The sequence below is a fragment of the Mycobacterium sp. DL99 genome (genome assembly GCF_004762045.1).
Lineage (GTDB): Bacteria > Actinomycetota > Actinomycetes > Mycobacteriales > Mycobacteriaceae > Mycobacterium.
This window is the reverse complement of the sequence record NZ_SJOM01000007.1, coordinates 1,609,720-1,625,968: the sequence shown is the minus strand read 5'-3', so window position 1 is coordinate 1,625,968 and position 16,249 is coordinate 1,609,720. Positions and strand designations below refer to the sequence as shown.

At 65.7% G+C, this 16,249-nt stretch carries 13 protein-coding genes; 9 read left to right on the top strand and 4 right to left on the bottom strand.

The features are described 5' to 3' along the window. Together EYZ64_RS08155 and gabT are read right to left on the bottom strand one after the other, a co-directional pair. Positions 1–1,028 (bottom strand): acyl-CoA dehydrogenase family protein (locus tag EYZ64_RS08155; RefSeq protein ID WP_286174683.1); only part of this gene is annotated, 1,028 nt, incomplete at its 3' end. A gap of 34 nt (positions 1,029–1,062) precedes the next feature. Continuing rightward, positions 1,063–2,415: a 4-aminobutyrate--2-oxoglutarate transaminase gene (gabT, locus tag EYZ64_RS08150; RefSeq protein ID WP_135459891.1), complete on the bottom strand. Its 1,353-nt coding sequence runs from the start codon at positions 2,413–2,415 to the stop codon at positions 1,063–1,065. 183 nt (positions 2,416–2,598) lie between these two features. Between gabT and EYZ64_RS08145 the strand changes: the two genes are divergently transcribed. Beyond that, positions 2,599–5,739 (top strand): NAD-glutamate dehydrogenase domain-containing protein, encoded by a 3,141-nt coding sequence (locus tag EYZ64_RS08145; RefSeq protein ID WP_135452990.1) that lies wholly within the window; start codon positions 2,599–2,601, stop codon positions 5,737–5,739. A 26-nt stretch (positions 5,740–5,765) separates the two neighbouring features. Here the strand turns inward: EYZ64_RS08145 and EYZ64_RS08140 are convergent, their stop codons facing one another. Then, the gene (locus tag EYZ64_RS08140) at positions 5,766–6,518 is read right to left on the bottom strand and encodes a cache domain-containing protein (protein ID WP_135452989.1); all 753 of its coding nucleotides are present in this window, start codon (positions 6,516–6,518) and stop codon (positions 5,766–5,768) included. Between the two features lie 79 nt (positions 6,519–6,597). Further along, positions 6,598–7,350: a FadR/GntR family transcriptional regulator gene (locus tag EYZ64_RS08135; RefSeq protein ID WP_210115486.1), complete on the bottom strand. Its 753-nt coding sequence runs from the start codon at positions 7,348–7,350 to the stop codon at positions 6,598–6,600. Positions 7,351–7,491: 141 nt separating this feature from the next. Between EYZ64_RS08135 and EYZ64_RS08130 the strand changes: the two genes are divergently transcribed. From EYZ64_RS08130 to EYZ64_RS08095, 8 genes are read left to right on the top strand one after another with little or no spacing between them, the layout of a single operon-like run. Continuing rightward, positions 7,492–9,000: an APC family permease gene (locus EYZ64_RS08130; protein ID WP_135452988.1), complete on the top strand. Its 1,509-nt coding sequence runs from the start codon at positions 7,492–7,494 to the stop codon at positions 8,998–9,000. Positions 9,001–9,038: 38 nt separating this feature from the next. Beyond that, the gene (locus EYZ64_RS08125) at positions 9,039–10,250 is read left to right on the top strand and encodes a cytochrome P450 (RefSeq protein WP_135452987.1); all 1,212 of its coding nucleotides are present in this window, start codon (positions 9,039–9,041) and stop codon (positions 10,248–10,250) included. 49 nt (positions 10,251–10,299) lie between these two features. Continuing rightward, positions 10,300–11,685 carry a glutamine synthetase family protein gene (locus tag EYZ64_RS08120; RefSeq protein ID WP_135452986.1) on the top strand — a complete coding sequence of 462 codons (1,386 nt, stop codon included), beginning with the start codon at positions 10,300–10,302 and terminating at the stop codon, positions 11,683–11,685. Next, positions 11,682–12,383 carry a substrate-binding periplasmic protein gene (locus EYZ64_RS08115; RefSeq protein WP_135452985.1) on the top strand — a complete coding sequence of 234 codons (702 nt, stop codon included), beginning with the start codon at positions 11,682–11,684 and terminating at the stop codon, positions 12,381–12,383. The genes EYZ64_RS08120 and EYZ64_RS08115 overlap by 4 nt, the downstream gene beginning before the upstream one ends. A gap of 1 nt (position 12,384) precedes the next feature. Beyond that, on the top strand, positions 12,385–13,101 hold the full coding sequence (locus EYZ64_RS08110) for a gamma-glutamyl-gamma-aminobutyrate hydrolase family protein (protein ID WP_135452984.1): 717 nt from the start codon (positions 12,385–12,387) through the stop codon (positions 13,099–13,101). Continuing rightward, positions 13,098–13,913 (top strand): gamma-glutamyl-gamma-aminobutyrate hydrolase family protein, encoded by an 816-nt coding sequence (locus tag EYZ64_RS08105; RefSeq protein ID WP_135452983.1) that lies wholly within the window; start codon positions 13,098–13,100, stop codon positions 13,911–13,913. The genes EYZ64_RS08110 and EYZ64_RS08105 overlap by 4 nt, the downstream gene beginning before the upstream one ends. After that, positions 13,913–14,869, top strand: coding sequence for a PDR/VanB family oxidoreductase (locus tag EYZ64_RS08100; RefSeq protein ID WP_135452982.1), 957 nt, complete (start codon positions 13,913–13,915; stop codon positions 14,867–14,869). The genes EYZ64_RS08105 and EYZ64_RS08100 overlap by 1 nt, the downstream gene beginning before the upstream one ends. Before the next feature lie 23 nt (positions 14,870–14,892). Next, the gene (locus tag EYZ64_RS08095; RefSeq protein WP_135452981.1) at positions 14,893–16,239 is read left to right on the top strand and encodes an NAD-dependent succinate-semialdehyde dehydrogenase; all 1,347 of its coding nucleotides are present in this window, start codon (positions 14,893–14,895) and stop codon (positions 16,237–16,239) included. The last annotated feature ends 10 nt before the right edge of the window (positions 16,240–16,249 follow it).

The following is a 16,249-nucleotide window of genomic DNA, read 5'->3' as shown; positions in this document are numbered from 1 at the left end:
GCTTCGCGGACATTGTTGAGCTTGCCCAGGCTGATCTGCTCGGGCCGAACGCCCTCGGCGTCCTTGATGCGGCCCAGCTGGATCGCCAGCAGCATCCCCTTGCCGAGCTCGACGGTCATGTTGGCCAGCTTTTCCTGGGTGAGCTGGTAGCTGGTCAGCGGCTTGTCGAACACCTCGCGTGCGCCCGCGTAGTCGATCGCGGTCTCCAGGCTGTCGCGGGCCGCGCCGAGTGAGCCGAACACGATGCCGAACCGGGCCTCGTTGAGGCAGGACAGCGGGGCCGACAGTCCCTGGGCCAGCGGCAGTTGCGCCGAAGCGGGGAGCCGCACGTTGTCGAGCACGAGCTCGGAGGTCACCGAGGCCCGCAGGGACAGCTTGCGATGAATTTCGTTGGCGGTGAATCCCGGGGTGTCGGTGGGCACCAGGAACCCCCGGATGCCGTCATCGGTCTGCGCCCAGACCGTGGCCACGTCGGCGAGGTTGCCGTTGGTGATCCACATCTTGGTGCCGTTGAGCACCCAGTCGGCACCGTCACGGCGGGCGCGGGTGCGCATGCCCGCGGGGTTGGAACCGAAGTCGGGCTCGGTCAGGCCGAAGCAACCGATCGCCTCCCCGGCCGCCAGCCGGGGCAGCCATTCGTCCTTCTGTTCCTCGGATCCATAGCGGTAGATCGAGAACATCGACAGCGAGCCCTGCACGGAGACGAAACTGCGGAACCCGCTGTCGCCGGCTTCCAGCTCCATACACGCCAGGCCGTAGCTGACGGCGTTGGTGCCGGCGCAGCCGTAACCCTGAAGGTGCATGCCGAGCACGCCGAGCTTGCCGAACTCCTTGGCCAGCTCCCGGGGCAGCGTGGCCGATTCGAACCACTGCCCGACGTTGGGCCGCAGCCGGGTATCGACAAACTTGCGGACCGTCGCGGCGATTTCGCGTTCGTCGGCATCGAGCAACCGGTCGGTGTCGAACAACTCCAGCGGCCGGTAGGTGGACTTCTTGGCAGCCGAAGCGGTGGTGGCGGTCAGCGTCATGAGGGAACTCCTAGGCGAGATTCGGTGGGTGAGGTTAAAGCGCGGCAAAGGCGTCGCGTACGACCCCCATTGCCTCGATGAGGAGGTCATCGGAGATCGACAGCGGCGGCAGGAAGCGCAGTACATTGCCGAACGTTCCGGCGGTCAGCGTGAGCACGCCGTTGTCCAGGCAGTGGCGGCTGACCGCGGCCACGGCATCGCGATTGGGGGTGCGGGTGCCGGAAACGACGAGTTCGGCGGCGATCATGGCGCCGCGGCCGCGGATGTCGCCGAGAACGTCTGTCGTGCCCGCGATTCCGCGCAGTTCGCGCACCAGAATGTCGCCGATGGCTTGCGCGCGGTCGAGCAATCGATGGTCCTCGATCTCGTCAAAGACGCCCAGGGCGGCCGCGCAGGCCACCGGATTGCCGCTGTAGGTGCCTCCGATCCCGCCGGGATGCGCGGCGTCCATGACGTCGGCGCGCCCGGTGACCGCCGCCAGCGGCATGCCACCGGCCAGGCCTTTGGCGGTGACGATCATGTCGGGCACCAAACCGTCATGCTCACTGGCGAACCACGTTCCGGTGCGGGCAATTCCGGCCTGCACCTCGTCGGCGACCAACAAGATGCCGCGGTCGCGGCAGAAGTCGGCCACCGCGGGCAGGAATCCCTCGGCGGGAACGATGAATCCGCCTTCGCCCTGGATGGGTTCCACCACGACGCAGGCCACCGCATCGGCGCCGATCTGGGCGTCGATCAGGTGGGCGAACTGGCTGAACGCCTCGGCGGCGCAATTGTCCGGACCGGACGGCCAGCGGTACGGGTAGGCCATCGGCGCGCGATACACCTCGGGGGCGAACGGCCCGAAGCTGTGCTTGTAGGGCTGGTTCTTGGCGGTCATGGTCATCGTCAGCAGCGAACGACCGTGGAAGGCATGGTCGAACACCACGACCGCCGACCTGCCCGTGGCGGCGCGGGCGTACTTGACGGCGTTCTCCACCGCTTCGCTGCCCGTGTTGAACAGTGCGGTGCGTTTCTCGTGTGTTCCGGGGGCGAGTTGGTTGAGCCTTTCGGCGACCTCGATGTAGGGCTCGTACGGGGTGGCCAGGAAGCAGGTGTGGGTGTAGCGGGCCAGCTGATCGGCGGCGCGCGCGACGACGGCCGGCGCGGCGTTGCCCACGGTGGTGACGGCGATGCCGCTGCCCATGTCGATGAACGAGTTGCCGTCAACGTCGACGATCACCCCGCCGCCGGCGCCGGCCGCGTAGATCGGCGCGCTGCTGGCCAGTCCCGCGGGCAGGGCGCCGGCGCGGCGCGCAGCCAGTTCGCGGGAGCGCGGCCCGGGCACCTCAGTAACCAGTCGGCGTTCCTGGCGCAGTTCCGGACCGCCGACCACTGTGTCGAGCATCGTCATCTCGCTCGTTCCTTCCGTCGATGTGGGCGTCAGCCTATGAATCACCTCGCGCGAACACCCATCGCCCGCTTGGACAATTTCATGCGATTGGTTGTCCATGTTGGATATTCCAGATCGCCGGCGGGGTCCTCGACACTGTGAGCCTCGAATAGCGGGACGCCGAATGGAGAGACTGTGATGGGTTGTGACGTCGCCACCGCCGGGCGACTTGATACCGACGCGATCGCCGATGCGCTCAACCGGATGCAGTCGTCGGACACGCCGCCGCGCGAACAGATGTTCTTCGTCGACTCTGGCGTGGCAGAGACACCCCGCGCGGTGGTCGTCTGGGCGGACCCGGCGCCGTTGCTGACCGAGGCCTGCGCACTGTTCGAGCATTTCGGTCTGCAGGTAGCGGCTCAGCATTCAGTCGCCGCCCCCGGTTATCCGTTGACCGTGTCGGTATTCGATTTCGTTGCCCCGGACAAGTGGCGCGCCAGTACCGAGAACAAGGTGGCCGACGCGTTCGCTGCGCGCAGCGCCCATGGATTCCCGATCGATGACTATGCGCGCCTGGTCATTTCGGCGGGCATCGCGTGGCGCGAGGTCGTCCTGGTGCGCTCGGCCAGCCGGTTCATGCGCCAAGCGGGGCTGGCCATGTCGGACAGCTACGTCCTCGACACCTTGACGGATCACACCGAATTCGTTGCGACCCTGGTCGACCTGTTCGCGGCACGGTTCGACCCGCAGTTGTGCGATCGGGAATCGCAGGTGGCCGACGTACAGCGTCGCTTGGAGAGCCTGATCGAGGCGACCACGTCGGTGGACGAGGACCGGATTCTGCGGGCATTCGCCTCGTTCGTGTCAGCGACGTTGCGCACCAACTGGTTTCAGCGTGGCCCCGACGGCCTGCCCAAACGCTACGCCTCGTTTCTGATCGACTCCTCGATGCTCCATCCGCGCGGACCAATCGTTCCGTTCCGAGAGATCTTCGTCGACAGCGAGGACGTCGAAGGGATCCACGCCCGCAGTGGACCGGTCGCGCGCGGCGGGCTTCGACTCTCTGACCGACCTGAGGACTACCGCACCGAAGTCCTTGGGCTGATGAAGACCCAGACCGTGAAGAACTCACCGATCGTGCCGGTCGGCGCCAAGGGCGCATTCGTGCGCAAGAACCCGATGGTCAGCGCCGAACAGTGCTACCGCACCTTCGTCGCCGGCCTGCTCGACCTCACCGACAACCTCCTCGGGGATCGTGTCTGCCCGCCCGAACACACCGTCACCTACGGCGGAAACGACACCTACCTGGTGGTGGCTGCTGACAAGGGCACCGCCCGATTCTCTGATGCCGCCAACGAGCTGGCGGTAAACCGCGGATTCTGGTTGGGAGACGCGTTCGCATCTGGTGGTTCTACGGGATACGACCACAAGAAGATGGGCATCACCGCCCGCGGAGCATGGGTGTCGGTCCGCGCGCACTTCGCCGACCTCGGCCGCGATGCCAACGTCGATCCCATCACCGTCGTAGGTATCGGCGACATGTCAGGTGACGTCTTCGGCAACGGAATGCTGTTGTCTCCCAACCTCAAACTGGTGGCGGCCTTCGATCACCGCCACATCTTCATCGACCCGGATCCCGACCCACGGGCCGGCTACGCCGAGCGAACACGATTGGCCGCTATGCCAGTGAGCAGCTGGGACGACTACGACCGCACCGCCCTGTCCCCGGGCGGTGGGGTCTGGTCGCGCAACGCCAAACGAATCGATCTGCCCGCGTCGGCCCGCGCGGTACTCGACATCACTGCCGAAACCGTCGCCCCCAACGAAGTCATCCGGGCCATCCTCACCGCCGATGCGGATCTGCTGTGGAACGGCGGCATCGGCACCTACGTGAAGTCCGCGCGCGAAAACAACACCGATGCAGCAGATCCGGCGAACGACGCCATCCGCATCAATGCCGACCAGCTGCGGGTGACCGTGATCGGCGAGGGCGGAAACCTCGGGCTGACGCAACGTGCCCGCATTGAATACGCTTTGGCCGGGGGCCGCATCAACGCCGATTTCATCGACAACGCCGCGGGCGTGGCCTCCTCCGACCGCGAGGTCAACCTCAAGGTCGCCCTGCAGTCGGCCCTACGCTCGGAGCGCATCAGCGCTGCCGCGCGCGACGAGTTGTTGGCCGACTGCCAGGACGAGGTCGCCGCAGCGGTCCTCAGCGGCTGCGAGAACCAGGTTCTGGCCATCAGTCTGGCCGAAGCGCAAGCAGCTCAGCTGCTCAACCGCCACGAACGCCTGATCGAGAATCTCGAGCAGGTCTCCGGTATCCGCCGTACCGCCGAAATGCTGCCCACCAGAGCCGAACTCGTCTCACGCACTCGCGCGGGCCGCGGATTGACACGTCCGGAGATCGCGGTGCTGCTGGCTCATTCCAAGAATGTCGTGCGCGACGAACTGCTGGACTCCGCGGTACCCGACGACCCGATCTTCTCCACCGCCTTGCGCGACTACTTCCCCACACCGTTCCGCATCAACCTCGACTCCGACATCGCTTGCCATCGGCTTGCCAGGGAGATCGTGGCCACCCAAATCGCCGACGACCTGATCAACCACGTCGGTCCCGGCCTGATCTATCAACTCGACGAACGCCTCGGGGTACCCACACCGACGGTTGCAGCGGCCTACACCGTCGTGCGGCATCTCTTCCGGGTCGATGAGATGTGGCGCGAGGCGCTGGAACAGACTGCCGGCGGCGCAGGGCAGCGCACGGTTGCACTTCACTCGGTGCAGCACTTCATCGAGCACACCGCGGGACGCTTGCTGCGCCGCCACCGCGGGAACCTCGACATCGGCACCACCATCGCGCACTACCGGCGACATGTCGACACCCTGTACCACCACCGCCATGACTTCGACGACCGTTGGCCGCGACTGCGCCCGGACTCATTCGACCTCAGCCGCACAGCCACCAGAATGGGCGTAGATATCACTGTCGTGGCTGGTGTGTTCCTGGCGATCGATGACCAACTCGACCTGGACTGGATCGAACGCGGACTGCAGGCCCACACCACATCGACCTGGTGGGATGCCATGGGCGCCAGCTCCATACGCGACCAGTTCGCCGATACCCATCATCAGCTGACGGCCACGGTTCTGAGTCTGGCCGCCGATCCCGACGAAGCACTTCGCGTGTGGCGTCACGGCGCGGCGACAGCGCTGGCGCGGTTCGACCAGATGCGCGCCGAACTGGGCCGCGACAGCGTCATCGACGTTGCCCGAGGGGCGGCCATACTCGCCGAACTCGCGCTACTCCTTCGCCATACGGACTGCCTGGTCCACTGAGCCGGCGCAACCGATCAGCCGGCCAGTTACTGGTGGCCGCTCAGCGACACCAACGACCATGGCGTCGCCGAAACCGGCAGCGCCGTGGCAGAACTCGGGTTCTCCAGCTTGGATCCAGCGACGTGCTCGGCGTCGTTGGCGACGATCACCCGGCCCTCCGAGTTGGTAAGGGCCAGCGGCGTGCGATGCGCCGCGAATGTCGGCAACAGGGCGGCATCCAGTCGGGCTACCGGCACATCGGCGCCTGCCACGCCGATGAATTCCCCACGCTCGGAGGTCACCGGGACGGCGAACGTACACACGTACAGATCGACGCCGGTGTAGTCCAGGTACGGCCCGTACACCCACCGGGTGCCGCGATCGCGGGGCACGGAATACCACTCCATCGTGGAGTAGTCGTAGAAGTACTCGCTGCCCGGATTGAGATCCAGTTCGAGGCGTTGTGCCTCTCCACCGGTTTTGGGATTTGGCTGCCACCACTCGAGGTACCGAGGGACGTCGGCCAACGCGCTGTCTGCGACGACGAATCCGACCCCATTCACCAAATGCGCTTGCCGATGCAATTCGGCGATCACCGGGTCGCGGAGCGCCGCGAGGTCAGTCGAGGTCGGCCTGGCACCCGAGTCTTCGATGCGGTCCCACAGTGCACGGGTTGCGACTGCGACCGTGCTCAGCGAGGCGAAGATGTCCTCGACGAGTGAGGTCACCGCCGCGGACACCAACTCGAGCGCCGCATCGCCGTTCTCGGCGCGAAACGACCCGTCCGTTCCGTTCGCCATCATCTCGAATGCCCTTCCGTCTGTATCGGCGTCAGCCTCGGCACCGGCGCCCGGCAGGATGCCGGATCGATCTGCGGTCTCATGCTCTGGCGAGCTCCATCCGCAGGCCGATGAGCCGTCGGATGGTCAGCGCGCCGTACTCCTCTGCCAATGATCGCGCGGCGGCCTCATCCCCGGCCTCGATCGCGTCGACGAGACGGTGATGCGTGGCCGCCTCAACCGCGGGGTCCAACCCCAGCCGCGGCAACCAGACCATCGCCGCCAGCTCAGCCTGAATGTTCACCTCCGTGCGGGTGAGGCGAGCGGACTGCGAACACACCGCGATCTCGATCTGGAAGCGACTGTCGGCACGACGGCTGGAGATCGCGTCCTCGCTGTTCGCCAGGCGATCGGCCAGCGTCCGAAGCCGGGCGATATCGGCTGCGACGGCACGGCGCGTCGCGAGAACCGCAGTGGCACCGGCGACCGCGAAGTGCTCGTCCCCGAGATCACGCAACCCCTCGACGGTCAGCTCCTGCAGCAGTGCCAATGATCGAGTGTGCACGTCTTCAGCTGAGGCACGCACGAAGCTTCCGCCGCCGCGACCTCGCTTCGTCACAACCAGCCCCTGCTCCCGCAAGATGGCCAGCGCTTCCCGCAAAGTCATGGTCGATACGCCCAGTTGGGTGGCCAGATCGATCTCGCTCGGAAGTTGTTCTCCGTCGGAGATCACCCCGAGGCCGATCGCGGCAGAGATCCGCGCCACCACGGCATCCGTGCGTGGACCGCCGCCCGCCAGCGGCGACAACACAGCCCCCACCGCGGTCAGGCCGCGCAACTGTTCGACCGCCACTGTTCCTCCTGCCAGGGCAATTTCGACGATAGTACGCGATAAGTCTTGAACTATGAACTATGGTCCTTTATGTTTTAATTCTATGGCTTGCCTCACAGCCCGCCCCTGAACATGGCCCCTGACACAGAAAGCCGGCCGCCTATGTCGACATCTCCCGACCCGCACGACGAGGACCACGCGCAACTCGCCGCGCTCGGCTTCCAGTCCGAGTTCAAGCGAGACATGAGCCTTTGGGCCAACTTCTCGCTCGGCTTCACCTATCTCTCGCCGGTCGTCGGCATCTACACCGTCTTCGCATTCGCGCTCGCCGCGGCCGGGCCGCCGATGATCTGGAGTCTGTTGATCGCCGGCGTCGGCCAGCTGCTGGTCGCGCTGGTGTTCAGCGAGATCGTCGCCCAATTCCCGGTCGCCGGCGGCGTGTACCCGTGGGCCCGCAGACTGTGGGGCCGCAAATGGGCATGGATGACCGGGTGGGTGTACATCTTCGCGCTGCTGGCCACCATCGCCGGCGTGGCCTACGGCGCTGGCCCGTTCGTGGCGACCGTTTTCGGTTTCACCTCAACGGTTTACACCACCGTCGTATGCGCACTGATCGTGCTGCTGCTGGCCACCGTCATCAATCTCACCGGCACCAAGATGCTGAGCTACTTCGCGATCTTCGGCTTCACCGCCGAGTTGATCGGCGCGCTGATCGTCGGCGGGTGGCTGTTGCTCACGCAACGCCACCACGGGTTGGGCGTGCTGTTCGACAGCTTCGGAGCACAGGGCGAGCACAGCTTCCTCTACGCGTTTCTCGCGGCCAGCCTGATCGGCGTCTTCCAGTACTACGGATTCGAGGCCTGCGGTGACGTCGCCGAGGAGGTCCGCAACCCCGGAGTGCAGATCCCGAAGTCGATGCGACGAACGATCTACATCGGCGGCGCCGCAGCCACTTTCGTCTGCCTCAGCCTGGTTCTGTCGGTCGTGGACATCGGCGCCGTGATCCGCGGCGAGGACGTCGATCCGATCTCGACCGTGCTGGCCACGGCCTTCGGCCCGGTCGGATCCAAGATCGTGCTCTGCATCGTGCTGATTTCGTTCGTGTCCTGCGCTCTGAGCCTGCAGGCCGCAGCCAGCCGACTGCTCTACTCGTACGGCCGTGACGGCATGATCGTCGGCTCCAAGCTGTGGGCCCGATTCGACAAGAAACGCCACGTGCCCCCGTATGCGTTGCTCGCCGCGGCGGTCGTCCCCGCTGCCCTCATCATCGGATCGATCGTCTCCACCGACGCGCTGACCAAGCTCATCAGCTTCGGTTCGGTCGGCATCTACATCGCTTTCCAGATGGTCGTGTTCGCCGCCTTGCGGGCACGCATCAAAGGATGGAACCCGAGTGGGAAGTACCGCCTCGGCCGATGGGGAATGCTGGTCAACGTTGGCGCCCTGGTCTACGGAGTGGCAGCCATCATCAACATCTGTTGGCCCCGGACGCCCGAAGCGCCCTGGTACGACAACTACATCGTGCTGCTGATGTCAGGCATCGTCATCGGGCTGGGTCTGCTCTACATGGCCATCGTCCGCTCCCATTCCAACGGCACCACGCCGCACGCCGACGCGATCCCGGGGCCGGCTACCTCACCGGATAAACCCGTTGTGGCGCAGCCTGTTTAGCCGACCAGCCAGATTACGATCTCCAAAGGAGAGTCACCATGACTCCGAACACCATCACCGCCAACACTGGCACCGAGGGCCCGCGCCTGAACGTGACCGATCCCTCGTTCTCGATCACCTCGGCCGTGGTCCACGAGGCCCGGGAATCCAGCTGGTTCGCCCATACCGAGTACGGGATCGCCGTCCTGCGTTACGACGAGGTCAGCGAGCTCATGCACCATCCGAGCCTGCGTCAGGGCAGTGTGCACTGGCCGGCCCACAATGGGGTGACCGACGGCCCGTTCCTGGACTGGTGGAACAGCTGGATCCTGAACAAAGAAGGCCAAGAGCACCGACGGCTGCGTACCCTGCTCAACCCGGCGTTCTCCAAGCGGTTGATCAAAGGCCTGGTACCTCGATTTCAGGCACTGGCAGGCGAACTCATCGACGCCTTCGCCGACAAGGGTGAGTGTGAGTTCATCGGCGAGTTCGCCGACCCGTACGCCGCTCGAGTCATCGCCATCATGCTCGGGCTGCCCGAGTCGGAATGGCAGGTCATCGCCCGCGAGTCCGCCACCATCGGACTGGCGATGGGCATCACCTTCAAACAGGAGCTGCCGCGGATCGAGGCCGCCCTGGCCACGCTTTTCGAGTACGCCGACGCCGTGATCGCCGACCGCGAGGCCAATCCGCGCGATGATTTCACGACGACGCTGGTGCAGGCGAAGAACGATGGTGGGCTGTCCGCCGACGAACTGCGCGATGCCTTCGTCCTGATGATCTTCGGCGGTTATGACACCACCCGTAACCAACTGGGCCTGGCGATGCAGAGCTTCATCGACAACCCAGCTCAGTGGGATCTGCTCGCGCAGAACCCCACTCTGGGCGGCAAGGCTGTCGAGGAGGTGATGCGGACCAACCCCACGGTCCGCTGGGTCACCCGCGAGGCAACCGAGGACTTCGAATACCAGGGGCTGGCGATCAGCGCCGGAACCACCGTCCACCTGTTCAGCGAGTCATCCGGTACTGATCCACGGGCGTTCGGGCCGCCCGGCTTCGACATCGCCGCGGAACGCAAGCCGCACTTCGGTTTCGGTGGCGGGGCGCACCACTGCCTGGGGCACTTCGTCGCCCGGGCCGACATGGCCGAGGCGCTGCCGCTGCTGGCCCGCCGGCTCCGCGACCCGAAGATGCTCGACGGTGCCGACTGGATGCCCGACTCGGGCAACACCGGCGCGAACAAGCTCCCGATCAGCTTCACCCCGGCCTGAGCGGGCCATCCATCCCACCAACCACACCCATCCCGAAAGGTCCGCGTCCATGAGCACAACAGCGCTCGACCAACACCGTGACGCCAATTCCGCACCTGGAGCCCTCGACGCCGCACTCGCGGCGATCGAGGAATACGGCGTGGAGTTCGTCTACTTCCAGGCCGTCACGATCACCGCGAGAGTGGTCGGAAAAGTCGTTCCCGCAGACCAATTCGCCCGGCTGGCGACGCGCGGTGTCATGCAGCACCGCACCGCCATCGCCAACCTGCAGACCACCCGCGAAGGCGCGCTGCTCGGGGGTGGCGTCGGCGCACCCGAGTACTGCGCCGTGCCCGACCTCGACACCTTCTCGGTGCTGCCGTGGGACCACAAGACCGCACGCGTCTTCTGCAGCCTTTACGAGCCCGACCACGTGATGGTCGATCCCGGCGCTCCCCTCCCGACCGACACCCGCGGCCTGATGAAGCGACTGCACGCCGCGTTCACCGATCGCACCGGGCTGGAGCTGCGCACTGGTACCGAGCCCGAGATGACCTGGGAAGGACCAGGTTTCACCACATCGTCGCGGCCGGACTCAAGCCCCGCCTATCACATCGAGCACCTCGAGCGGTATCGCGCGATCTATCAGAAGGTGATCGCCTACGCGAAGTTCATGGGCTTCCAGATGGTCGAAGGTGACTTCGAGGACGCCGGTCAGGTCGAGCTCAACTGGATGTACGACCACAGCGACGCAACGGCCGACCGACTGATGACCTACCGGCAGATCTGCAAGCAGGTCGCCCGGGAGCTCGGTATTGAGGCGAGCTTCATGCCCAAACCCGGTCAGGGTTACATGGGTAACGGCTGCCACCACAACTTCAGCCTCTGGCGCGGCGACGTCAACATCCTGGCTGACGAAGGTCGCCACGATCTACATCTGACCGAAGAGGGACAGTACGCCCTGGGCGGGCTGCTCACCCATACCCCGGGCGCGATGCTGATCATGGGGTCAACGGTCAACTCCTACAAGCGATACTGGGACGCCGGTCAGTTCGCCCCGTCGAAGATCAACTGGGGCCTGGACAACAAGACATGCACGGTGCGCCTGTCGGCGAACGGCCGGCTCGAGTACAAACTCCCCGATGCTGCATGCAACCCGTACCTGACCCACGCGGCGATGCTGGTCTCCATCGACGACGGCCTGAAGAACCAGATCAGCCCCGGCGAACCCACCGTCGGCTCGAGCTACGAGTCCACGGGCCCCGAACTGTTCGGAGAGCTGCCGCTCACCCTCGGTGATGCGCTGGCCGCGTTCAAGGCCGACGACTACCTGACCAATACGCTGGGCGCCCCACTGGGGAACCTGTTGCTGGAGTACAAGACCGACGAGTGGGCGCGGTTCAACAGCTCGATCACCGACTGGGAACGCACGATGTACTGGGAGGACACCCCGTGACCGAGCCTCTGCGACTGGCCTGCATCGACGCCGACGCGCCCCCGCTGTTCGGGCTCGCGTCGTCCCCCGGTGGCCGGGCCGGATACGAGCCGGCCGTCGCCGAACTCCTTGCGGCCGAACTGGACCGGGAACTCGAGTGGGTCATCATGGCATGGGGCGACATGCTGCCCGCCGCCCGCGACCATCGGGTGGACGGCGTCCTGTGCGGCCAGGGCATCATTCCCGCCCGCCTGGAGCAGACCGATTTCACCCGGCCATACGGGATCTTCCACGAAGGCATCCTGATGCGCCGCGGCGAGGCTGTTCCCGACCCCGCGGGCTTGGCCGGCAAACGGATCGCCGCCATCCGCGCATCAGCGAACTACAACCTGGCCTCTTCGTTCACCGGTGCTGAGGTGATCGAGTTCGAATCGGAGCATGTTTACGAGGACATGCTCGCCGCGTTGCGCTCGGGCGAGGTCGACGCCGTCTGTGACGACGACGTCGTGTTCGTTCCGCTCGGCGACTCCGACCTGGACTTCGAGCTCGCGTTCGTCGTCAAGACCAACAACCCGTGGGGTATCGCGGTCGCCAAGGACCGTCCCGAAACCCTTGCGGCCCTTGATGGCGCACTGGAGCGGATCATCGCCGACGGACGGCTGAAGTCCGCGTGGGCGCAGTGGCTGCCGACGCTCAACTACCCCTTTGAGGTGAGCTGACATGCGACCACTGATCGCGGTGCCGGGCCGGCGTGCCGCCCGCGTGCCGATCCTGCGCTTCAGCGCGACGCTGGCGGCAGAGGCCATCTGCGAGGCGGTGTGGGCCGGCGGCGGTGAACCGCTCGTGCTACACAGCCCGGACGGCAACCCCGCCGCCGAGTTGGCCAACCGGCTGGCAAGGTTCGACGGCATCTGCATGCCTGGAGGAGCCGACCTGGACCCCCGGCACTACGGCCAGGAGCCCGCAGCGGAGACCGAAGATCCCGTGGCACACCAAGATGCATTCGACATGGCGGTCATGTCCTGCGCCATCGGACTCGGCATCCCGACCCTCGCGATCTGCCGCGGCCTGCAAATCCTCAACGTGATCCAGGGGGGCGATCTGGTCCAGCACCTGCCGTCGAGCAACGTCGCACACCGCAACGGCGTCCACGGTGTGGCGGTGGTCGAGGACAGCCGACTCTTCGAAGTCGTGGGCTCGACGCGGATCCCGGTGTCGTCGTATCACCACCAGGCGGTCGGTGTGATCGGTGCGGACCTGCGGGTCGTCGGAACCGCCGACGACGGCTGCGTCGAAGCTCTCGAACACACTGCCGGGACGCTGCTGGCCGTGCAATGGCATCCCGAGGATCTCCACGCATCCTCGTCCAGCGACGCGGCCCTCTTCGCCGACCTTTCCGAACGAGCCGCCAAGTCCAGGGTGGAGGCCCTTGTATGAACAACCCCGTCATCCTGCGCACAGAAGTCGAACCATCCAACGCGCGGAGCCGCGAGCCAGGACGGCCGCACATTGCGGTGTTGCTGTCACTCAACTTCCCCGATCTCACCGAGCCGGTCGCGGCACTGCAACGGCGCTTCACCCGCACCGCGCTGACCGCGCTCGCGGACCTCGACGCCAGCTTTGGGCTGGTGGACACCTCCGACCCCGGTGCCGTCGATGTGGTTGTCGATGCCGACGGTCTGCTGGTACTCGGCGGCGGCGACATCGCGGCGGTCTGCTACGGCGGACCGGACGGGCCGGTGCCGAACTCCTACGGTGTCGACGAGCAGGCGGACCGCGTCAGCCTGAGGATGATCCGGGCCTACATCGACGCCAACCGGCCGGTGCTGGGCATCTGTCGCGGTTCGCAGCTGATCAACGTCTGCTACGGCGGCACGATCATCGCTGACATCACCGACTATCAGCTCCATCGCGGCGGGCCGGGCGAACCGATATTCATCGACGAAAAGATCGAGGTGGCACCCGAGACCCGGCTGGCTGCGATCCTCGGCGCGGGGCCACTCGTCGTGCGGTCGGGTCACCACCAGGCCGTCGATCACGTGGCGGATGAGCTCGTCGCCGCTGCCCGAGCCCTCGACGGCATCGTCGAAAGCGTGGAACATCCGACGGACTGGGTGCTGGGCGTGCAATTCCACCCGGAGGACGACGACGGGCCCCTGGACCCGCTGTACAAGCTGTTCGCCGAATTCCTTGCGGCCGGCGTTCAGCCTTCAGCACCAACCAACCAGCCTGGCCTGGGAGCCCAATGATGGAAAACACCATCGTTGTCCGCATCGCCGAGATCCAGGTGGAGACACCGGAGATCCGGGGTCTCCGGCTGGAGCAGCTCGACGGCTCCCCCTTCGGCGAGTGGCGTTCCGGCGCCCACATCGACGTGACCGGCCCCACTGGGGTGCTTCGCCAGTACTCGCTGGCCGGCTCGCCCAAAGACGATTCGTCGATGTGGGTCGCAGTGAAAAAGGAAGGGCCCAACGGCAGTTCAGCCGCGATACACGAACTAAAGGTCGGCGACCACCTGAAGATCAGCAAGCCGCGAAACATGCTCGGTATCGTCCCAGCGGCCGCCAAGCACATTCTGATCGCCGGCGGTATCGGTCTCACGCCGTTGATGAGCATGGCATTCGAGCTGTACAGCTGGGGCGCCGATTTCGAGCTGCACTATTTCGCGCGGTCACGGGAGGAGATGGCATTCGACGACTTCCTCACGGAACGAGTCGAATACCGCGACTTCGTCACCCTGCACGTCGGCGTGCCGCGCACGGAGCACCTCGCGCTGTTCGAGCAGATGGCGGCGAAAATCTCGGCCGACACACACGTATACACCTGTGGTCCAGAAGGATTCATGAACCAAGTGGTTGCCGCATTCACACCCGCCGTCGGCGCGGACCATATCCACCTCGAGGCGTTCACACCGAAGGAAGTCGACACATCCGGCGACACGGCGTTCACCGTCGAGCTGGCCAGTGGCGAGGTGTTCGAGATCCCGGCCGACCGCTCGATTCTCGACGTGCTCGAGGAAGCCGGTTGCGACGTGTTCAGATCGTGCGGGGAAGGCATCTGCGGTTCCTGCGTCTCCGGTGTCGTCGAGGGCATTCCGGATCACCGCGACAACTGCCTGTCGGCAACGGTCAAGGCCAACAACGAGGAAATGGCGCTCTGCGTATCCCGCTCTCTCAGCGACAAACTCGTCATCGAACTGTACTGATCACACCAGAACTGGAGAACACAATGAACCTGTACGTCGTGACCGACCCGGCCACGGGCGACGTCGTCAAGAAGTACCCGACCGCTACTGACGCCGAGATCGAGGCCGCCCTGGCGGCTGCGGTGGCGGCCGGCAAGACATGGTCAGCGACGACGAGCGTCGCCGAACGCGCGGCGCTGGTCCGTCGCGTCGGTGAGCTACATGCCGAGCGCGCGGACGAACTCGGCGCGATAATCGTGCGTGAGATGGGCAAGCCGCTCGCCGCGGCGATCGGCGAAGTCAAATTCAGCGCCTTGATCTACGAGTACTACGCCGACAATGCCGAAGCGCTACTGCGCGACCAGCCGATCGAATTGCTCGACGGCACTGGCGAAGCGCTGATCACGAGCAGCCCCTACGGCGTCCTTCTCGGGATCATGCCGTGGAACTTCCCGGCCTACCAGGTGGCCAGGTTCGCCGGGCCCAACCTGTGCGTCGGCAATACGATCCTGCTCAAGCACGCCCCGCAATGCCCGGAGTCGGCTGCGGCGATCCAGCAGATCTTCGACGACGCCGGCTTCCCCGCGGGGGCCTACGTCAACATCTACGCCACCAACGAGCAGGTCGCCAGGCTCATCGAACACCCGCGGGTAGCCGGCGTTTCGCTGACCGGTTCCGAGCGCGCCGGCGCGGCCGTCGCCGAAATCGCCGGGCGCAACCTGAAGAAGGTCGTCCTTGAGCTCGGCGGTTCCGATCCGTTCATCCTGCTGTCCACCGACGATCTCGACGACACCGTCGCCAAGGCCGCGGCGGCCCGCCTGGACAACACCGGGCAGGCGTGCAACGCGGCGAAGCGGTTCATCGTGGCCGACGAACTCTACGACGCGTTCCTGGAGAAGTTCACCGCCGCCGTGCTCGCCGCCGCCGAGAGCATCACGCCGCTGTCCTCGGTCCTGGCCGCCGACCGGTTGCAGGAGCAGGTCGACAGCGCCGTCGAACAGGGCGCGACACTGACCAGCGCCGGAAAGCGTGACGGCGCGTTCTTCCCGACCGGCGTGCTGACCAACGTGAAACCCGACAACGACGTCTATTACCAAGAACTGTTCGGGCCGGTTGCGATGGTCTTCCGGGCCGGATCCGAGGACGAAGCGCTGGCGCTGGCCAACGACACCCCGTTCGGGCTCGGTTCCTACGTCTTCACCACCGATGCGGAACAGGCCAAACGGGTCGCCGCAAAGATTGACGCCGGCATGGTCTTCATCAACGGAGTCCAGGCCGACGGCGTGGAACTGCCGTTCGGTGGCATCAAGCGTTCCGGCTTCGGACGCGAGCTCGGCACGCTCGGCATCGGAGAGTTCGTGAACAAGAAGCTGATCCGCACCGTCACGTGAGGCGGGCCGC